This is a genomic window from Pseudomonas sp. B21-047, from assembly GCF_024748775.1.
GTDB lineage: Bacteria > Pseudomonadota > Gammaproteobacteria > Pseudomonadales > Pseudomonadaceae > Aquipseudomonas > Aquipseudomonas capeferrum.
The window spans coordinates 3,736,669-3,755,354 of record NZ_CP087169.1 but is presented as its reverse complement, the minus strand read 5'-3'; the positions used below and the strand labels follow the sequence as shown (position 1 = coordinate 3,755,354).

Here is an 18,686-nt window from a genome sequence, read left to right as displayed (position 1 = left end):
TCGGGGTGTACGGCTGGGTTTGGCGGTGGGGCGGATATCGAGCGCCGCCCGCGCGGCGCTCGATATCCGCTCCCCCACAAATCCCCAGCCAGGCACCTGAACACCCCACACATTCCCCCCGCAACTAAACCGGCAAGCTCTGATAAGCCGTCTCATCCCCAGGGCTGCGGTCAAACTGGCGCTTGTACTCGCGGCTGAACTGCGAGGTGCTCTGGTACCCCACCCGGTGCGCCGCCTGCGCCACGCCAAGGCCCTCACCAATCAACATCTGCTGCGCCTTGAGCAGCCGCAGGCGCTTGAGGTACTGCATCGGCGCCATGTCGGTGCAGCGCTTGAAGTGTTCGTGGAAGGTCGACACGCTCATGTTGGCACGCGCAGCCAGTGCCTCGACACTCAGTGGCTCGGTGTAGTGTTCGCGCAGGTGGGCGAGGGCGGCGCCGATGCGGGCGAAATGCCCCTGCTGCTCGACCAGTGCCCGCAGCACCCCGGCCTGCGGGCCGCGCAGCGCGGTATACAGCACTTCGCGCACCCGCGCCGGGCCGAGCACCTTGGCATCCAGCGGGTCCTGCAGGCACTGCAGCAGGCGCTCGACACTGTCGCGCATGGGCGCATCCAGGGCCGCCGACGTCATCGACTGCGGGGTCTGCGCCTGTACGGCGGCATCCGGGGCCAGGTCCATGCTTTGCACCAGTTCACCGAGCACGCCACGGTCAATGTCCACCGCCACGCCCAGCAGAGGCGCATCACCGGTGGCAAAGGTTTCACACATGAACGGCACCGACAGCGCCTGGACCAGGTAGTGGCCGGCGCCGTACTCCAGGGTGCGTGGCCCCAGGCGCGCGAGTTTGCTGCCCTGGGCCAGGATCATCAGGCTCGGCTCGTAGATCTGCGGGCTGCTGGCCACATAGTGGTCCCAGCTCAGCACCTGAACCTGGGGCAGGTGGGTGGGGACGAAGCCCGGACGCGTGGCGAGGCGGCGGATCAGCGCGCAAAGGGGGGCATTGGCGTCGACGTGACGAGTGAGCTGCATGGTTAACCTGGGCAGAGAATCAGACAGTTGCATCATCGCAGATTGACGGTCTAGCGTCAGATGCTGGCAGGCAACTCCGGAGAATCGGGCATGGATGCCGGAGAATCTGCGGTGGGCGAGGTGGGGCATGACGCGCAGAATGCGCCGCCTGAATCGTTTCACTTCTCTGCGAGGTCCCGCATGTACACCGCCATCGGTTATGCCGCCCAAACCCCGACCAGCCCACTGGCCCCCATGACCTTCGAACGCCGCAGCCCGCGCCCGGACGACGTCGCTATCGACATCTTGTATTGCGGCGTGTGCCACTCCGACATCCACCAGGCACGCAACGAGTGGGGCATCGCCGTGTACCCACTGATGCCGGGCCACGAGATCATCGGCCGCGTCACCGCCGTGGGCGACAAGGTGTCTGCACACAAGGTCGGCGACCTGGTAGGCGTCGGCTGCATGGTCGACTCGTGCCGCCACTGCGAGGCATGCGCCAAGGACCTGGAGCAATACTGCCTGGAAGGCCCGACCATGACCTATGCCACGCCGGACCGGGTCGATGGCAGCAACACCATGGGCGGCTACTCCAGCAGCATCGTGGTCAGCGAGCACTTTGTGGTGCGTATCCCCGCCGGCATGGACCTGCCCAGCGCCGCGCCTATCCTGTGCGCCGGCATCACCACCTATTCGCCGCTCAAGCACCACGGAGTAGGGCCGGGCCACAAGGTCGGCATCCTGGGCATGGGCGGCCTCGGCCACATGGGCATCAAGCTGGCCAAGGCCCTGGGCGCGGAAGTGACCTTGTTCACCCGCTCCCAGGCCAAGGCCGAAGAAGCCCGCCGCCAGGGTGCCGACCATGTGATCGTGTCCACCGATGACGAGCAGATGCGTGCTGCGGCCGGCCATTTTGACTTCCTGCTCGACACCATCCCGGTGCAGCACGACCTCAACCCGTACCTGGAAACCCTCAAGTTCGATGGCGTGCACATCCTGGTCGGCCTGATCGAACCGATCGACCCGGCGGTGCACGCGGCCAACCTGGTGCTCAAGCGCCGGGTACTGGCCGGGTCGTTGATCGGCGGTATCGCCGAGACCCAGGAAGTGCTGGATTTCTGTGCCGAGCACGACATCCGTTGCGACATCGAAATGCTCGATATCCGCAATATCAACCAGGCTTACGAGCGGATGATTGCCGGCGATGTGAAGTATCGCTTCGTGATCGACATGGCCACGCTTCAGGGTTGATCCACGGGTTGGCCTGCACTGGCCCTTTCGCGGCGTTGCCCGCGAAAGGGCCAGTGCAGATTTACCAGGCCAGCGCCTTGTCCCACCCCTTCCAGAACAACCACCGCCGCACTTCGCCATGCGCCCCGGTGCCGATCTGCCATTCAGGCCGCCCGCTGCCCAGGGCAATCACCGAAATGAAGCCGGCATGGCTCGCCGCAACCAGCGTGCGCCCGTCCGCGCTGATGTCCATGGCACTGATGGTCGAACCCAGGTAGTGCTGCCAGTGTTCCGCGCCATCCTCGCCAAAGGCCCGCAAGTAGCCGTAGGCGTCACCGACGATATACTCGCCATCGCCTGCGACCCCAGCGTAAACCCGCGCCCCATCCTGCAGCAGCGGTGTGCGTGGGTCTTCACTGTAGTAGTCGGTATCCAGCCCCGGCAGGTCGGCCACGCGTACCCCGAGCGTGCCGCCGTTGTAGAAGTGGCAGGCATTGACGATCAACTGGTCGCCGCGGCGGTTGAACAGGGCGAAATGCGGGTACTCACCACCTGGGCCTACCTGCGCCACCAGCGCCAACTGATCGTCCAACACCAGATGGCGGCTGCTCTGTTCGCCGACCACGATCAGGCGCCCATCCGGCGACACCGCACCATGCTCCATGGCCAGGCCCAAGGCGATATCGTCCGGGTCGGTGCCTTCGGCCAGCTCTTCGAGTATTTGCGATTGGCGCGGCAGCAACCGGGTGGCGCCTTCGGCCGCCAGCAGGAAGATGCCCTCGGCGCTCACCAGCAGTACCCGTTGGCCTTGCGCGAAGGGCACCAGCGTGGTGGGGGTCGGCGGCAGGTCGAAGGGGTCGAAGGGGTAACCGGCTGGCAGCCCCTCCAACCCGCTAGGCCAAGGGAGCCGGGCGACCTGCGGGCCGCCCCAGCCATCGGTCACGCGCACGCCCTCGGCGTTGGCCAGGGCAAAGTAGCGGCGCTGCGGGCAACGGCCGAAATGCTCGATACCGATGACCGGCGTCACGCCCTGCTGATCGATGCGTACTACCTGGCCCTTTTCATAGGGCATGCCAATGCGTGCGAGCAGGCTGCCGTCGTCCAGCAGCAAGACATTGCTGATACCTTGCCCATGCGTGTCGAGCAATGGCACCAGCGGCAGGTGTGCAGGCGGCCAGGCCGTGCGGAAGGCCTGGCGTTGCTGTTCGTCTACCCCCGGCTGGTTGATCGCTTGCAGGGCGGCCTGCCAGGCGTCGAGCAAGTGCTCGGTGGCAGCGTGCTGGGGTTCTTCGAGGTCATCCCAGCCCTGCTCGCAGCCTTGCGCGACGTAGCGGTTGATGGCCTGGGCGTAGGCGGTGACCGCCTGCTGCCACTGCTGCTGGGGTTGTTGCTTGTCCATGGGCGGATCGGGCTCCTTGTTCCGCTTGCAGTTCACACAAAGCGCGCATGTTACGCGCAATGTGCGCGGGTTGTGAGGCCTGGTATTGACGCGTACCATGCCGGCATTCCTTCCAATAACAAACCCGTGCCTCAGCGCGGCCGATACTTGGCCCCTGACGCGCGTCTTTTCGCCATGCCTGCGGAGCATAGAATTCCACCCATGAACGGACCCATACCCACCGTCCTGCCGCCGACCACCGGTGGCGGCAGCTGGCTGAGCGTCATTGCCCTGGCCTTGGCGGCCTTCATCTTCAACACCACCGAATTCGTCCCGGTGGCGCTGCTCAGCGACATTGGCCGCAGCTTCGACATGAGCACCGCTCAGGTCGGCCTGATGCTGACCATCTATGCCTGGGTGGTCGCCCTGGCGTCGCTGCCGATGATGCTGCTGACCCGCAACATCGAGCGACGGCGCCTGCTGTTGTTCGTGTTTCTGGTGTTCATCGTCAGCCACCTGTTGTCGTGGCTGTCGCAGAGCTTTGCCATGCTGCTGGTGAGCCGCATCGGCATCGCCCTGGCCCATGCCGTGTTCTGGGCCATCACTGCGTCGCTGGCGGTGCGCGTGGCGCCGCCTGGCCAGCAGGCCAAGGCACTCGGCCTGCTGGCCACCGGCACCACCCTGGCGATGGTGTTGGGTATTCCACTGGGCCGCGTGGTAGGGGAAGCCTTGGGCTGGCGGGTAACGTTCCTCAGCATTGCCGGGGTGGCATTGGCCACCATGCTTTGCCTGATGAAGTCGTTGCCGCTGCTGCCAAGCCAGAACTCCGGTTCGCTACGCAGCCTGCCGATCCTGTTCAAGCGCCCGGCCCTGGTCGTCACCTACCTGCTGGTGACGCTGGTGATCACCGCACAGTTCACCGCCTACAGCTACATCGAACCCTTCGCCCTGAACGTGGCGCAGATCAGTGGCGAGCGCACTACGTTGCTGCTGCTGTTGTTCGGTGGCGCCGGGGTGTTCGGTTCGGTGCTGTTCAGCCGTTACAGTGAACGTTTCCCCCAAGGCTTTCTGGTGGGTTCGATCGGCCTGCTGGCGGCTTGCCTATTGTTGCTGTTGCCGCTGTCGGGCAACTTCTACGTGTTTTGTGCGTTGAGCATGTTCTGGGGTGTGGCGATCCTGAGTTTCAGCCTGTCGTTGCAGTCCAAGACCTTGAAGCTGGCGTCCGATGCCACCGACGTGGCCATGGCCTTGTTCTCGGGTATCTACAACATCGGGATCGGCGGTGGGGCACTGCTGGGCAGTATCGTCAGCAGCCAGATGGATGTGGCCTATATTGGCCTGGTCGGAGGCTGTGTGGCGGTGGTGGGGTTGGCCCTGGCCTTCGCCAGCACTCGGCGCTTTCGCGAAGCCTTAGGCATCTGATTGACCGTGCCGGCCGCTTCGTGGGTTTGCCCGAGAAGCGGCCGGCGCAGCCACCATCAAATTCAACCAAGCAGCGCCGCCCAGGCCGACACCAGCAACATCCCCGCCAACCCTCGGTTGAACCACAGCAACCGCGCAGGGGCCTGCAACCAGCGTGCACTGCCCACCCCCAGCAGCGCCCAGGCCGTCATGCACGGCAGGGCGATCAGCAGAAACACCAGCGCCAACTGCCACACCGGCAGCGCCGGCGCGGCAAATACCCCGATCACCGCCACTGCCATCATCCACACTTTCGGGTTGACCACTTGCAGCGAAGCTGCGCTGAACGCATCAAAGTGCTTGTCTGCGCTGAGGTCCAAGGGCTGCCCGGCGCTGCGCAGAATGCGCCAGGCCAGCCAGCTCAACCAGAGTACGCCAGCCCAGCTCATCAGTTGCTGGGCCAGGGGGTGACGCAGTAACAGCTCGCCCAGCCCAAGCCCGACCAGCAGCACCACCGCTGCGGCGGCGCCACAACCGGCCAGGATCGGTGCCACGCTTGCGCGCAGGCCCTGCCGTGCACCGTGCGCCAGAATCAACAAGTTGGTCGGCCCCGGGCTGATACTGGCAACCAGGGCGAAGAGAATGAAGGGCAACAACGACTGCGACATGACACAAAGCTCCGAGGGGTCGAAGCACCATGTTCGCCGTCAGGCCGCCGTCAGTCTGGAAGGTTTGAGCAGCGCCTGCGGTAGTCGGCCGGGGTCAACCGATAGGCCCGGCGGAACCAGCGGCCCAGGTGGCTCTGGTCGGCAAAGCCCAGCGCCATGGCCACTTCAGCGGGCGTCTGGCCTTGGGCGAGCAGGCGCCGGGCGCGGGCCAGGCGCAACTGTATCAGGTAGGCGTGCGGTGCCAGGCCGAACGCGGCCTTGAAGGCGCGGGTCAGGCGAAAACGGTCGACGCCACAGGCCTGGGCCAGGTCTTCCAGGCCGATGTCACGGTCCAGGTGAGCATGCAGGTAGTCACGTGCGCGCTGAGCGGTCAGCGGCAGGCGAGGGTCTGGGTTGAGGCGTTTGCGCCAGTGCAGGTGGCGGGTCAGGCAGGCAAGCAGGTCGTCCATGGCCGTCTGGCGAACGATGCGAAAATCCTGGTTGTGCACGGTGTGAAAGGCCAGTGCGGTGGCCCGTGCCAGGCGCGCGTCGTGGCACAGGGTATCGGCAAAGCTGGGCAAGCTGGCGCTGGGTGCATGCTCGAACAGCGTTCGTAACTGGTCTTCGAGCCATGCAGGCTCCAGGTACAGCGTCGAGTAGGTAAAGCCTTCTTCGGTCGGCGCGAGGCCGTCGTGGAGGTCGCCGGGCTCCAGCAGAAACACCTGCCCCGGCGTGCTGCGATGGCGCACCCGCCGGCAGTTGAACTGCTGCACGCCTTGCTCGGTGATACCGACCAGAAAACTGTCATGCCAGTGGGGGTCGTAGGCATGCCCGGTGAAATGCGCGCGGACCGACTCGATGCCGGTGTCGGCGTCTTGCTTGAGGACGATCCAGTTGCTCATGGGTGCAGCCCGTGGGGGAAATGGCTACCTTAACGCACGTACCCGTATCAGTCTGGAACGATTGTGCAGCCCTTGTTCAGCAGCCGGGGCCGCAGAGCTTCGAAGCGCTCGCGCAGCCACAGGTGCAACTGCGTCACTGCCGGGGTCAGTTGCTTGCGGTGTGGGCAGACCAAGGTGACCGGCGTCGGCTCGCCCAGGTACTCCGGCAAGAGGATCTCCAGCTCGCCCGCCTCGATGTCGGCGCTCACATCCAGCCACGATTTATAGACGATACCTTCACCTAGCAGGGCCAGTCGGCGAATCACGTCGGCGTCGTCGCTGACCAGCGGCCCCCGTACCTGCACGGTGCGGTTGCCCACCCGCCATTTGTCATAGACGCGGTTCTGTTGCAGGTACAACAGGCAGGCATGTTGCTGCAGGGCCTCCGGTGTCTGCGGGCGGCCGTGGCGCGCCAGGTAGTCCGGGGAGGCAACCAGCACCCGACGGTTCCAGTTGGCCAGGGGCAGGGCGATGTAGTTGGCGTCCTGGTTGAGGCCATAGCGGATGGCGATGTCCACCGGGTCGCGATTGAGGTCGGCCATCTGGTCGGACAGAAAGAAGCGCAGGTGCAGCGCCGGGTGCTCGCGACGGAATGCGCTCAGCCAAGGCAGCAGCATGTTGCGGCCCATGTCCGAAGGTGCCGAAACCTGCAGGGTCCCGCGCAAGGTACTGGCGTTGCCGTGCAGGTCCTCGCGGCCTTGGCGCAGGCTTTCCAATACGTTCTGCGCCGTTGGCAGGTACAGCTCGCCCTCGGCGGTCAGGCGCAGGCTACGGGTAGTGCGCGCGAACAGGCGTACGTCCAGCTCACGCTCCAGGCGCTTGATGGCGGCGGCCACCTGGCCCGGCAGCAGTTCGGCCTCGTGGGCGGCGGCGGTGAAGCTGCCCAGCACGCTGCTGCGCACGAACAGTTCGAGGTCGGCGATGCGTAGCATTTTCACTCCTGGGATGAAAGTGTTGCTGCATTGTGCCGGTTTTTCTTTTTTACAGGAAAGATAACATGCGCGACACATCCCATTTTCACCGCAGGAGTTGTTGCATGGATACCGTTTCCCTGGCCAAGCGCCGCTACACCACCAAGGCTTACGACGCCTCGCGCCGCATTCCTCAGGCCACGATCGACGCGTTGCTCGAGCAACTGCGCCACAGCCCGTCCTCGGTCAACTCCCAGCCTTGGCACTTCGTCGTCGCCGACAGCGCCGAAGGCAAGGCACGGTTGGCCAAGAGCACCCAGGACCGTTTCGCCTACAACTCGCCGAAGATCCTCGATGCGTCCCATGTAATCGTGTTCTGCGCCCGTACCGAAATGCCCGAGGCTCATCTGCAGGCGCTGCTAGACCAGGAAGCCGCCGATGGTCGTTTTCGTGACGAGCAGGCCCGCGCCGCGCAGAACCAGAGCCGTCGCCATTACGTCGACCTGCACCGTTTCGACCAGAAAGACGTGCAGCACTGGATGGAAAAGCAGACCTACCTGGCCCTTGGCACCGCGCTGCTCGGTGCGGCGGCGCATGGCCTGGATGCCACGCCCATCGAAGGCTTCGACAGCAAGGTACTGGATGCCGAACTGGGCTTGCGTGAGCAGGGCTTTACCAGTGTGGTGATCTTGAGCCTGGGCTACCGTAGCGAGGGTGATTTCAATGCGGGGCTGAACAAGTCGCGGTTGCCGGCTGCGAAGGTATTCACCTTCCTCTGATAGCGCCAGGGGCCGCCCGCCGGCCCCTGCTGTTTGCGCCTTACCAGAGCGCCAGCGAAGCCGCCGCTGTGACCCTGGCGAACACCTCGAGTGCTTTATCTACTTCGGCCTCGGTGCTGAAGCGTCCGATACTCAAGCGCACGCTGTTGCGCGCCCGGCTTTCATCCAGCCCCAGGGCCAGCAGCACATGCGAGGGTGCATTGCTCGCCGAGTTGCAGGCCGACGTGGTCGACAACGCCAACTCACTGGCCAACGCGGCACTGTTGAAGCCTTGGCTATCGATACACAGGTTCAAGGTATGCGGGATGCGCTGCGTGGCACAGCCATTGAGGCTTACCGCCGGCAAGGCCAGCAACCCGTCGCGCAGGCGCTGGGCCAGTTGTTCGATGCGCTGGTGTTCACTGTCGCCCGGCTGGCCAGCCAGGGCGAAGGCGCTACCCATACCGACGATCTGGTGGGTTGCCAGGGTGCCGGAACGCAGCCCCTGCTCATGCCCACCGCCGTGCATCTGCGCGCGCATCAGTTCGCGGGCACGCGGGCCGACGTAGAGCGCGCCGATGCCTTTGGGGCCATAGGCTTTGTGGGCCGAGAACGACATCAGGTCCACCGCCATTGCCGCAAGGTCGATGGCCAGCTTGCCCACCGCCTGGGCCGCGTCCACATGCAACAGCGCCCCATGGGCACGCACACGCTCACCAATGGCGGCGAAATCGGTCACGGTACCCAATTCGTTGTTGACCGCCATCAGCGAGACCAGGCGGGTATCGGCGCGCAATGCCGCCTGCACGGCATCGGGCTGAATCAGCCCGGCCGCATCCGCAGCCAGGCGCGTGATGGACCAGCCTTGGCGCTCCAGTTCAGCGACCGTGTCGAGCACGGCCTTGTGTTCCAGCTGGCTGGTGATCAGGTGGCCCGGTTGGCTGATGCCTTGGGCGATGCCTTTGAGTGCGAGGTTGTTGGATTCGGTCGCGCCTGACGTCCACACCAGCTGATCAGCACGGGCGCCAACGCGTTCGGCCACCTGCTGGCGTGCCTGTTCCACCGCGTTGCGGGCAGCCTGACCATAGGCATGGCCACTGGAGGCGGGGTTGCCGAAGTTGGCGTGGCGGCCAAGGCAGGCGAGCATCGTTTCGATGACGCGGTCGTCAACGGGGGTGGTGGCGGCGTAGTCGAAGTAGAGCGGGGCGCTGGGCATGGGGGCGGGTCCGTGTCTGTCACGTTGGATTCGATGATCGTTGGTGCAAGCGTACCCGCCCGTGGGCTGATGGTTTTTGTCTTATGCCTGGCTGATTGTGCCCAGGCTTGGAAAATAATTCTCGCTTTGCCCGTTTCTGGAGAAATTAATTTTCAATACTCGGCGTAAACGACCTTTGGCAATCGCCTCAGGCCGGCGCCAGCGCGCGTTCTTCCTCGGCCACCACCCGTTCGCACAACTCGATGATCTGCTCGCGCATCCAGCGGTTGGCAGGGTCTTGGTCAGTGCTCTCGTGCCAGTACAAGTGCGTTTCCAGCGCCGGTACGTCTACCGGCAATGGCTGGTAGCGCAATTGATGACGGCGGGCGAAACGCTCGGGCACGGTCATGGCCATGTCGGTCTGCTGCAACACCTGCGAAGCCATCAGGTAATGCTGTGAGCGCAAGGCAACCTTGCGCTGTACGCCCATCTTGCCCAAGGCCAGGTCAACATAGCCCAGGCCATTGCGGCGGCTGGAAATATGGATATGGGTCATGCCCAGGTAGCTGTCCAGGGTCAGTTTGCTGTCGGCCAGCGGGTGGCCTTGGCGCAGGGCGCAGACGTAGCGGTCTTGCATCAGTTTGACGTGGCGCACCTGCGGGTCGGTGTTCAGCGGGGCATCGACCGCGAAATCCAGGCGCCCGGCCGCCAGTTCCTTGGTGGTTTCGCGCCGTTTGCACAGAAAGCTTTCAATCAGCACTGCAGGTGCCAGGCGGCGCAGCCGCTGGAACAACGGCGGCAGGATCACCGCTTCGGTCAGGTCGGTCATGCTGATGCGAAAGGTCTTGTTGGCCTGCTGCGGGTTGAAGATACGGCTTTCCTGCACCGACGTGCGCAGCAGGGCCAGGGCGTTGCGCACCGGGCCAATGATGTTCTGGGCCATGGGCGTGGGCACCATGCCTTGCGCGGTACGCACGAACAGCGGGTCGTTGAAGGTTTCGCGCAGTCGCGACAGGGCATTGGACACCGCCGGCTGAGTGATGCCGACAATCTGCCCGGCGCGGGTCAGGTTGGCTTCGGTGTAGATGGCATCGAAGACGATGAACAGGTTGAGGTCGACCTTGCTGAGGTTCATGTGCGCCGCTCATTGTTGGAATTATTGCCCGATCATATATCGGTTATGAATGTTTATACACGCGGAAAATAGACTAGGTGGATGGGCGCTTGCTGCTCTAGGCTCTGGCCCATGTACTCCGAACCGTGAAGGTAGCCCCGATGGATTTCGCCTATTCGCCCAAGGTCCAGGCACTGCGCGAGCGCGTCACTGCGTTCATGGATGCCTACGTCTATCCCGCAGAAGCGGTGTTCGAGCGCCAGGTCGCCGAGGGTGATCGCTGGCAGCCCACCGCGATCATGGAAGAGCTCAAGGCCAAGGCCCGCGCCGAGGGGTTGTGGAACCTGTTCTTGTCCGAGTCGGAGTACGGCGCCGGGCTGAGCAACCTGGAATACGCCCCACTGGCCGAAATCATGGGCCGCTCGCTGCTCGGGCCAGAGCCGTTCAACTGCTCGGCACCGGATACCGGCAACATGGAAGTGCTGGTGCGGTATGGCAGCGAGGCGCAGAAACGCCAGTGGCTGGAGCCACTGCTGCGCGGCGAGATCCGTTCGGCGTTCGCCATGACCGAGCCGGACGTGGCCTCATCAGACGCCACCAACATGGCTGCCACCGCCGTGCGTGATGGCGATGAATGGGTGATCAACGGCCGCAAGTGGTGGACATCCGGCGCGTGTGACCCGCGTTGCAAGGTCATGATCTTCATGGGCCTGTCCGACCCTGAGGGGCCGCGCCACCAGCAGCACTCGATGGTGCTGGTGCCGACCGATACGCCGGGCGTGAAGATAGTGCGGCCGTTGCCGGTGTTCGGCTACGACGACGCGCCACATGGCCATGCCGAGGTGCTGTTCGAGAATGTGCGCGTGCCTTATGAAAACGTGATCCTCGGCGAAGGCCGCGGCTTCGAGATCGCCCAGGGGCGCCTAGGCCCAGGCCGTATTCACCACTGCATGCGTTCGGTCGGCATGGCCGAGCGGGCGCTGGAGTTGATGTGCAAACGCTCGGTCGAGCGCACTGCCTTCGGCCGGCCTCTGGCCCGGCTGGGCGGCAACGTCGACAAGATCGCCGACTCGCGCATGGAAATCGACATGGCACGCCTGCTGACGCTCAAGGCGGCGTACATGATGGACACCGTGGGCAACAAGGTCGCACGCAGTGAAATCGCCCAGATCAAGGTGGTGGCGCCGAATGTGGCCTTGAAGGTCATCGACCGGGCGATCCAGATGCATGGCGGCGCGGGCGTGAGCGGTGACTTCCCCTTGGCCTACATGTACGCCATGCAGCGCACCTTGCGCCTGGCCGACGGGCCGGACGAAGTGCACCGGGCGGCGATTGGCAAATATGAGATCGGCAAGTATGTGCCGGTGGAGATGCTGCGCAGTTCAAGATGAAGAATCGGAAGTTCTTGCACGGGAATTCCTTGTCCGATTAACGCGCATGCTGGCTACGGATGAGCTGGCTGAACAAGTATGTATTTGGTGTAGGAAGTGTCTGGTTTTCACGTTCAGGCACTAAAAGCCCTTTTGCAACTGTTAGGTTTCGACACCTTACTTTTTGCACAAGGTACTTGCCGATGCGTGTCAATCTGGGTGGTAAAGGCCAGGCGGTTGATGGCGATGTCACCACGACAGGTGCTATTTGCATCGCTGCCGGCCTCGGTTATTTGAGCAATGGCCGCAGGGTGCTTCGGGAGGGGGACAAAACGACGCCTTGTCCGCGCTGTGGCGAGCAAGGGACTGTCGTTGAGGGCGTTCGGTACTTCATCTCCAACGGTCAAGCCGTGGCCATGGACGGTGCACTGGTGGCGTGTGGTTGCCCGTCCGGCAGCAATCGGGTCGTAGCACCACTGGGTGCGGCCCCGCTATCCAGGCAGGCACTTGCGAACAGTCGCGCAATGCCTACCGAGGCAGCGGCCGGCGCCCATCCGAAAAGCCTCGTGCAGGGCGCGGTGACTGCGATGCCAGGCACGTTGGAGCCGGGTTTCTACGTGGTGCCCAAAAGCATGTCGTTCTCTCAGGTTCTGCTGCAATTATCCGAGCACGACGCCACCTTGCCGATCTCCCGTTTGCAGCGGCTCAACCCCACGTTCGAGCAAGGTTTCAAGGCTGGGGAAATCTTCGTCATCGGTGACCCGGACAATAGTGATGCCTGTACCCTCGAGGAGGCCAAGCTGATGGCTGCCGCTCAGGATGCACGGCGCGCGTTGGCGGTGCTCGATTTCGCAGAATCCGACTTCATGGTGCAGCACCAGGCTGAGATTGCCGGTTTGCTGAGCAGTGCCAGCCAGTCGATGGGCGTGGGCAAGGACATGCTCGATCAAGGGTTGAAACAGGTCAAGAGCACGCTGAACCAGATCGAGCAGTTGCATCAGCGTGAGTTCTTGCGGCACGGGCATTTGAACAGTCGTGAGTTTTTCGCCTCGCGGCGCCAGCTGCTGCAGCAACTGGATGTTCAGTTGAAAGCGGCGCTGCTCAATAAACAGCTTAACCTCGGCAACTATGAACGTTTAAAGAAGAGTCTGAATATTTCTACCAAAAGCCTTGTGCACCATTGGTCGAAAGCGGGTGGGGTGGGGCAGATACCGGGGTATGCGACACACTTGGATCAGGTTGCGAGACTTAGTAAATTTATAAAATATGGTGGACATGTGGGGGTTGGAATAGGCGGTGCTTCGTCTTACTTGAAAGTTCAGGGTGTATGTCGAGCGGGTGAGGCTGCTGCTTGCAAGAAGGTTCGGTTCACTGAAACGGGCAGTTTTTCAGGTGGATTGGTCGGAGGGATGCTTGCTTCTGGGGCTATGGGTGCGGTAGCCGGTACTTTATGTGGCGCTATTTCCATAGGGACGGGAGGTCTTGCCATACCCGTCTGCGGGATTGTATTAGTAGGGACAGGAGGGCTGGCGGGAAGTACTGCTGGTGAAGCATTTGGTGAGTCAGCGGGAGAATTCATTTACGAGGTCACCCATGATTGACATTACGGGCTGGCCAGCAATGGCAAAGCTTATTCTTTTACTCAGTCCCTTTGTAATAGGTGTTCCGGGAGTCGCCATAAGTGCATATACAACTCTGACTAAGGATTACGATGTCGTCTGCTCCTCCATCACCAGTAATCCTTATTTTCAAACAGTAAAGGGTGCTTGGGGGAATAGCGGTTTTAAGTGGCGATGGATGCTGGTATGCACAGTAAGCGGGCTTGTAGCATTTCCGTGGGTCGAATTGCGTGCAGGGCGGTTGGATTTGAACGAGTTGGCCGCTTTCCCGCTCCGCCTCAAGCGCAGACTTGTTCTTTCAGCGTGTCTGAGCCTGGGGGGCGCTGTTTGGATGTTGGTTATATGGGCACTGGTAAAATATAAGTAGCCGGGAACTGTCAGATTTTTTATGTGCGGGCCGGTAATGGCCAGCCCCCAGGCAAGCCCTGACTTGGGCCGGACAAAGTGCACCGGGCGGCGATTGGCAAATATGAGATCGGCAAGTATGTGCCGGTGGAGATGCTGCGCAGTTCAAGATGAAGCCGGTGGCCTTCTTGCTCGTATGCCGGGCAGAAGGCATTCAACGGCTCACGGCGTCTTGAGGTCCACCACCAGATCCTTTGCAGCCTTGGTTGCCAGCACACTCATGAGCTTGGTCATTTCATCCTGGCGACCGATGCCGGACTCTGCCCCGCCGCCCATCATCACGTTGGGCACCGGGGCGCGTGCCGCCGCATCGGCCCAGGCGCGATTGATCTGCACCAGCGCGTCAAGCTTGGTTTGCAGCGCGCCATCGGCCTTGATCGATGCTTCACGTGCGTGAGCCTCGGCATCGGCAGTTATTCGGGTGGCTTCGGCATTTACCCGGGCCTTGTCACGCAGGAGTTCAGCGGTCTGCTTGTCGATCTCGGCCCGCCGTTTTTCTCGCTCCGCGTTGATCAGCGTGAGTTGCTTCTCGGTTTCGGCTGCGGTGGTGCGTTCGATCTGCTGGCGCAGGCTTTCCTGGCGCTTGGCTTCGACATCCTTGGCGCCGCGGGCAGAGACAAGTTGCTTTTCTTCTTCCTCCTTGAGCCTGTTCTGCCGGGCCACCGCCAGTTCGGCCAATGCTTGCTGCACCCGAACCATTCGCTCCTGATATTGCGGGTTGGGGTCGATATGCGTCACCCGAGCATCGACGACTTCGACGCCGAACAACCGGAACTGTTGCTGCTTACGCATTTCCTGGCCGTCCTTGTCGAGTTTCTTCTCGATGATGAAACGGGTCGCAGAGTTATCGCCAAAGCTGCCCTGGTCTGTACCGGCTTGAAGGATGGCTGTCTGAGCCGGATAGTTGTCGCGCTGCACACGAATTTCCTTGCGGCTGGTCAGGTACAGGCCGTTGCGCAACTGGTTTTCGAATTCGGCGCCGAAGTGGCTGCGGTTACCGGCGTAGTAGTCATCGGCGCTCATCAACGAGGCGGTGGCCTGCAATGTTTCCTTGACTGCCGGCAACAGCGCGCGTTGCAGGAAGTTGTCCGGCGTGCGGTATTCCTGAGCAATCTTGAGAAAGTCGTCGCCTGACGGCAGGCGAAACTGGGTGCTGAATTCGGCCTTGGCGTCGACGTTGCCCAGGAACACGATGGGCAGGTTGTCCAGCGTTACCGAAGGGTGCCCACGGCGGGCTTCGTCCTGCCCGTCCACTTGCAGCGCCGACTGTACACCGATGGTCCGGCGCCAGACAGTACTGCGGCCAAACCATTGGGTTGCATAGCCCACGTCTTCGACAACTTTTTCTTCGCCGAATATCGTACGCACATGGGTCATCTGGCCTGCTTCGTTGTAGAACAACACTGCGTTGAACAATGCAGCGAGGCCGCCGACGACTAGTACCGGGAGGGTGATTGCGGCGAAAAACTTGCGGTTGATGCGTATTTGGGTGATGTCAGGGAGGGTAAGCTTTTGCATGGAAAATCCTTGTCCGGAGAACGCGCATGCTGGCTAAAAAAGGAGGGGTTGAACAATCAGGGAATTCGGTGGGTGATGTAGGAAGTTGTAGTGCCGTACTCGTGGAATGCTCTTGAGAGCCAGCTGTAAATGAAATGTGTATTTAGTGTAGGAAGTGTCTGGTTTTCACGTTCAGGCACTAAAAGCCCTTTGCAGCTGTTAGGTTTCGATACCTTACTTTTTGCACAAGGTACTTGCCGATGCGTGTCAATCTGGGTGGTAAAGGCCAGGCGGTTGATGGCGATGTCACCACGACAGGTGCTATTTGCATCGCTGCCGGCCTCGGTTATTTGAGCAATGGCCGCAGGGTGCTTCGGGAGGGGGACAAAACGACGCCTTGTCCGCGCTGTGGCGAGCAAGGGACTGTCGTTGAGGGCGTTCGGTACTTCATCTCCAACGGTCAAGCCGTGGCCATGGACGGTGCACTGGTGGCGTGTGGTTGCCCGTCCGGCAGCAATCGGGTCGTAGCACCACTGGGTGCGGCCCCGCTATCCAGGCAGGCACTTGCGAACAGTCGCGCAATGCCTACCGAGGCAGCGGCCGGCGCCCATCCGAAAAGCCTCGTGCAGGGCGCGGTGACTGCGATGCCAGGCACGTTGGAGCCGGGCTTCTACGTGGTGCCCAAAAGCATGTCGTTCTCTCAGGTTCTGCTGCAATTATCCGAGCACGACGCCACCTTGCCGATCTCCCGTTTGCAGCGGCTCAACCCCACGTTCGAGCAAGGTTTCAAGGCTGGGGAAATCTTCGTCATCGGTGACCCGGACAATGGTGATGCCTGTACCCTCGAGGAGGCCAAGCTGATGGCTGCCGCTCAGGATGCAAGGCGCGCGTTGGCGGTGCTCGATTTCGCAGAATCCGACTTCATGGTGCAGCACCAGGCTGAGATTGCCGGTTTGCTGAGCAGTGCCAGCCAGTCGATGGGCGTGGGCAAGGACATGCTCGATCAAGGGTTGAAACAGGTCAAGAGCACGCTGAACCAGATCGAGCAGTTGCATCAGCGTGAGTTCTTGCGGCACGGGCATTTGAACAGTCGTGAGTTTTTCGCCTCGCGGCGCCAGCTGTTGCAGCAACTGGATGTTCAGTTGAAAGCGGCGCTGCTCAATAAACAGCTTAACCTCGGCAACTATGAACGTTTAAAGAAGAGTCTGAATATTTCTACCAAGAGTCTTGTGCACCATTGGTCGAAAGCGGGTGGGGCGGGGCAGATACCGGGGTATGCGACGCATCTTGATAAAGTAGCGAAGCTTTCCAAGTACCTTAAGTATGGTGGGAATGCGGCTATTGGACTCAGTGGGACATCGTCGTATCTCAATGTGAAAGAGGTTTGCCAGGCAGGGAACACGGAGGCTTGTAGAAGCGCCCGTTTTGTAGAGGCCGGAAAATTCAGCGGCAGCGTTAGCGGTGGAATAGCAGGCTCTGCACTTGCGAGTTTAGCTGCGGGAACAGCATGTGCTTTTTTCGCCGTAGGTACTGGGGGAGTTGCGACACCATTGTGCGGTATTTTAGTAGTTGGGGGCGGAGGATTCGTAGGCGGCAAGGGGGGTGAAGTTCTCGGGGAATGGACAGGCGAATACATCTATGGGGCAACAAGTGATTGATATTGATGCTTGGCCTGCTGCGCTAAAGCTATCATTTGTATTGATGCCATTTGTAATTTCTCTGTCAGGTGTGTCGATAAGTGCCTATATAGCTTTGACGCGAAATTATGAGATAGTTTGCTCTTCGATTGAAAGTAATTCGTATATTGAGAGCTTGAAGATTGCATGGGGTGGCTCTAGCTTTAAGTGGCGGCTCATGTTGGTTTGTGCAATTGGGGGGGTTGTCACATTCCCTGGGTTTGTGCTTCGTCGAGGCCAGCTCGATGCTGACGAGCTAAAAGTTTTCCCACCAAAATTGAAGCGATGGCTGGCTGTGTCTGCATGGCTTATCATCATTGGTTTTGGGTGGCTGATGCTCGCAGCTTGTGTTATAGAAATTTCCAAAATGAAGTAATTTTTGTTTCTTGATAATTGACTTATGCCTGCTGCGACAATGGTCCATTAGAACGTATGAGATGCGCGTCAGTCAGACCCGCAATTGCGGGTCTTTCTCCTTCTGCTCATCGTCACTTTTCTCAGGCGGAAGATGCTGCAATTTTGCCTCCACCGTCGCTTTGTCCCCCCGCGTCTTGACCAGTGACACCACCACCCCACCCAACAACAACCCAAACGTCACCCCCAACGACAGCAACGCCGGCACCTTGCCCACCATGCCGTGGTAGAAGATCTTGCAGCCGATGAAGATCAGCACCATCGCCAGCGCATACTTGAGGTACACGAACCGGTGCATCAATGCCGAAAGTGCGAAGTACAGCGAACGCAAACCCAGGATGGCAAAGATGTTCGAGGTGTAGACGATGAACGGGTCCTGGGTAATGGCAAAGATCGCTGGCACGCTGTCGACGGCAAATACCAGGTCGGCCAGTTCGATCAGCACCAGCGCCAGGAACAGCGGCGTGGCATAGCGCAGCGCCTTGCTGTGCCCGGGCGGGGTCAGGCGCACGAAGAAATGCGAGCCGTGGATCTGGTCGGTAACGCGCATGTGCCGGCGCACGAATTTCAGGACCGGGTTGTTGGCCAGGTCCAGATGGCTGTCTTCTTTCGACAGCGCCATCTTCACCCCGGTGAACAGCAGGAAAGCGCCGAAGATGTACAACACCCATTCAAAGTTCTGCACCAGTGTCGCACCCACGCCGATCATGATCGCGCGCAGGAACACCACACCCAGAATGCCCCAGAACAATACCCGGTGCTGGTAGCGGCGGGGGATGGCGAAGAAGCCGAAGATCATCGCCATGACGAACACGTTGTCCATCGACAGCGACTGCTCGACCAGGAACCCGGTGTAGAACTCCAGCGCCGACTGCGCGCCCAGCTCGAACCAGACCCAGGCCCCGAACAGCACGCCGACGCTGAAATAACCCGAGTACAGCAGCAGGCTCTCGCGCATTTCGATCTCGCGGTCCTGGCGGTGCAGCACGCCCAGGTCGAGCACTAGCAAACCGATGACGATGGCCATGAACACCAGCCACAACCAGGTGCTGGTACCGAGAAACGGGGTGGTGAGGAATGTGTGCAGAGCTGTCATGAGCCCCTCCTTGATTGTCGAC

The 18,686-nt window shown here is 61.4% G+C and carries 16 protein-coding genes and 1 pseudogene; 8 read left to right on the top strand and 9 right to left on the bottom strand.

Features of this window, described 5'->3' with window-relative positions; translation table 11 throughout:
- Positions 1-124: 124 nt before the first annotated feature.
- Complete coding sequence (locus tag LOY26_RS17075) at positions 125-1,030, bottom strand: AraC family transcriptional regulator (protein WP_186654868.1); 906 nt, start codon at positions 1,028-1,030, stop codon at positions 125-127.
- A gap of 180 nt (positions 1,031-1,210) precedes the next feature.
- On the opposite strand from LOY26_RS17075, the gene calA reads away from it, so the two are divergent.
- On the top strand, positions 1,211-2,263 hold the full coding sequence (gene calA, locus LOY26_RS17070; RefSeq protein ID WP_186655255.1) for a vanillin reductase: 1,053 nt from the start codon (positions 1,211-1,213) through the stop codon (positions 2,261-2,263).
- Positions 2,264-2,324: 61 nt separating this feature from the next.
- Here calA and LOY26_RS17065 read toward each other — a convergent pair whose 3' ends face one another.
- Complete coding sequence (locus LOY26_RS17065) at positions 2,325-3,641, bottom strand: hypothetical protein (protein ID WP_186654865.1); 1,317 nt, start codon at positions 3,639-3,641, stop codon at positions 2,325-2,327.
- A gap of 201 nt (positions 3,642-3,842) precedes the next feature.
- Between LOY26_RS17065 and LOY26_RS17060 the strand changes: the two genes are divergently transcribed.
- Complete coding sequence (locus tag LOY26_RS17060) at positions 3,843-5,042, top strand: sugar transporter (RefSeq protein WP_186663155.1); 1,200 nt, start codon at positions 3,843-3,845, stop codon at positions 5,040-5,042.
- A 62-nt stretch (positions 5,043-5,104) separates the two neighbouring features.
- On the opposite strand, the gene LOY26_RS17055 is transcribed toward LOY26_RS17060, so the two are convergent.
- Genes LOY26_RS17055 through LOY26_RS17045 form a run of 3 tightly spaced genes read right to left on the bottom strand, consistent with a single transcriptional unit; the run spans position 5,105 to position 7,541 of the window.
- On the bottom strand, positions 5,105-5,689 hold the full coding sequence (locus tag LOY26_RS17055) for a LysE family translocator (RefSeq protein ID WP_186663154.1): 585 nt from the start codon (positions 5,687-5,689) through the stop codon (positions 5,105-5,107).
- A 50-nt stretch (positions 5,690-5,739) separates the two neighbouring features.
- Positions 5,740-6,570 carry an AraC family transcriptional regulator gene (locus tag LOY26_RS17050; RefSeq protein WP_186654863.1) on the bottom strand — a complete coding sequence of 277 codons (831 nt, stop codon included), beginning with the start codon at positions 6,568-6,570 and terminating at the stop codon, positions 5,740-5,742.
- A 47-nt stretch (positions 6,571-6,617) separates the two neighbouring features.
- Positions 6,618-7,541, bottom strand: coding sequence for a LysR family transcriptional regulator (locus tag LOY26_RS17045; protein ID WP_033698913.1), 924 nt, complete (start codon positions 7,539-7,541; stop codon positions 6,618-6,620).
- 104 nt (positions 7,542-7,645) lie between these two features.
- Between LOY26_RS17045 and nfsB the strand changes: the two genes are divergently transcribed.
- Positions 7,646-8,299 carry an oxygen-insensitive NAD(P)H nitroreductase gene (gene nfsB, locus LOY26_RS17040; protein WP_095063613.1) on the top strand — a complete coding sequence of 218 codons (654 nt, stop codon included), beginning with the start codon at positions 7,646-7,648 and terminating at the stop codon, positions 8,297-8,299.
- A gap of 40 nt (positions 8,300-8,339) precedes the next feature.
- Here nfsB and LOY26_RS17035 read toward each other — a convergent pair whose 3' ends face one another.
- Together LOY26_RS17035 and LOY26_RS17030 are read right to left on the bottom strand one after the other, a co-directional pair.
- Positions 8,340-9,494, bottom strand: coding sequence for a cysteine desulfurase family protein (locus LOY26_RS17035; RefSeq protein WP_186663153.1), 1,155 nt, complete (start codon positions 9,492-9,494; stop codon positions 8,340-8,342).
- Positions 9,495-9,681: 187 nt separating this feature from the next.
- Positions 9,682-10,608, bottom strand: coding sequence for a LysR family transcriptional regulator (locus LOY26_RS17030; protein WP_186663152.1), 927 nt, complete (start codon positions 10,606-10,608; stop codon positions 9,682-9,684).
- Positions 10,609-10,748: 140 nt separating this feature from the next.
- Here LOY26_RS17030 and LOY26_RS17025 point away from each other — a divergent pair, with 140 nt between their 5' ends.
- From LOY26_RS17025 to LOY26_RS27100, 3 genes and pseudogenes are all read left to right on the top strand, one after another.
- Entirely contained in the window at positions 10,749-11,978 is a 1,230-nt protein-coding gene (locus tag LOY26_RS17025; RefSeq protein WP_258713912.1) for an acyl-CoA dehydrogenase, read from the top strand.
- A 182-nt stretch (positions 11,979-12,160) separates the two neighbouring features.
- Positions 12,161-13,558, top strand: a complete 1,398-nt coding sequence (locus tag LOY26_RS17020) for a PAAR domain-containing protein (protein ID WP_258713911.1) — start codon at positions 12,161-12,163, stop codon at positions 13,556-13,558.
- Between the two features lie 450 nt (positions 13,559-14,008).
- A pseudogene (locus tag LOY26_RS27100) lies at positions 14,009-14,095 on the top strand (hypothetical protein); the annotation flags it as partial.
- A gap of 48 nt (positions 14,096-14,143) precedes the next feature.
- Here the strand turns inward: LOY26_RS27100 and LOY26_RS17015 are convergent.
- On the bottom strand, positions 14,144-15,499 hold the full coding sequence (locus tag LOY26_RS17015) for an SPFH domain-containing protein (protein ID WP_258713910.1): 1,356 nt from the start codon (positions 15,497-15,499) through the stop codon (positions 14,144-14,146).
- 239 nt (positions 15,500-15,738) lie between these two features.
- On the opposite strand from LOY26_RS17015, the gene LOY26_RS17010 reads away from it, so the two are divergent.
- Positions 15,739-17,136 carry a PAAR domain-containing protein gene (locus LOY26_RS17010; RefSeq protein ID WP_186663149.1) on the top strand — a complete coding sequence of 466 codons (1,398 nt, stop codon included), beginning with the start codon at positions 15,739-15,741 and terminating at the stop codon, positions 17,134-17,136.
- Positions 17,129-17,530 carry a hypothetical protein gene (locus LOY26_RS17005; RefSeq protein ID WP_156311234.1) on the top strand — a complete coding sequence of 134 codons (402 nt, stop codon included), beginning with the start codon at positions 17,129-17,131 and terminating at the stop codon, positions 17,528-17,530. The genes LOY26_RS17010 and LOY26_RS17005 overlap by 8 nt, the downstream gene beginning before the upstream one ends.
- Before the next feature lie 72 nt (positions 17,531-17,602).
- Here LOY26_RS17005 and LOY26_RS17000 read toward each other — a convergent pair whose 3' ends face one another.
- Positions 17,603-18,664, bottom strand: a complete 1,062-nt coding sequence (locus LOY26_RS17000; protein ID WP_033698903.1) for a TerC family protein — start codon at positions 18,662-18,664, stop codon at positions 17,603-17,605.
- Positions 18,665-18,686: the final 22 nt, after the last annotated feature.

Bases quoted from the DNA above. Each gene is read 5' to 3' on its own strand.
- LOY26_RS17035 (WP_186663153.1), bottom strand. From the start codon at position 9,494: ATGCCCAGCGCCCCGCTCTACTTCGACTACGCCGCCACCACCCCCGTT.
- LOY26_RS17050 (WP_186654863.1), bottom strand. From the start codon at position 6,570: ATGAGCAACTGGATCGTCCTCAAGCAAGACGCCGACACCGGCATCGAG.
- LOY26_RS17045 (WP_033698913.1), bottom strand. From the start codon at position 7,541: ATGCTACGCATCGCCGACCTCGAACTGTTCGTGCGCAGCAGCGTGCTG.
- LOY26_RS17000 (WP_033698903.1), bottom strand. From the start codon at position 18,664: ATGACAGCTCTGCACACATTCCTCACCACCCCGTTTCTCGGTACCAGC.
- LOY26_RS17030 (WP_186663152.1), bottom strand. From the start codon at position 10,608: ATGAACCTCAGCAAGGTCGACCTCAACCTGTTCATCGTCTTCGATGCC.
- LOY26_RS17065 (WP_186654865.1), bottom strand. From the start codon at position 3,641: ATGGACAAGCAACAACCCCAGCAGCAGTGGCAGCAGGCGGTCACCGCC.
- LOY26_RS17015 (WP_258713910.1), bottom strand. From the start codon at position 15,499: ATGCAAAAGCTTACCCTCCCTGACATCACCCAAATACGCATCAACCGC.
- calA (WP_186655255.1), top strand. From the start codon at position 1,211: ATGTACACCGCCATCGGTTATGCCGCCCAAACCCCGACCAGCCCACTG.
- LOY26_RS17020 (WP_258713911.1), top strand. From the start codon at position 12,161: ATGCGTGTCAATCTGGGTGGTAAAGGCCAGGCGGTTGATGGCGATGTC.
- LOY26_RS17025 (WP_258713912.1), top strand. From the start codon at position 10,749: ATGGATTTCGCCTATTCGCCCAAGGTCCAGGCACTGCGCGAGCGCGTC.
- LOY26_RS17055 (WP_186663154.1), bottom strand. From the start codon at position 5,689: ATGTCGCAGTCGTTGTTGCCCTTCATTCTCTTCGCCCTGGTTGCCAGT.
- LOY26_RS17060 (WP_186663155.1), top strand. From the start codon at position 3,843: ATGAACGGACCCATACCCACCGTCCTGCCGCCGACCACCGGTGGCGGC.
- LOY26_RS17010 (WP_186663149.1), top strand. From the start codon at position 15,739: ATGCGTGTCAATCTGGGTGGTAAAGGCCAGGCGGTTGATGGCGATGTC.
- LOY26_RS17075 (WP_186654868.1), bottom strand. From the start codon at position 1,030: ATGCAGCTCACTCGTCACGTCGACGCCAATGCCCCCCTTTGCGCGCTG.
- nfsB (WP_095063613.1), top strand. From the start codon at position 7,646: ATGGATACCGTTTCCCTGGCCAAGCGCCGCTACACCACCAAGGCTTAC.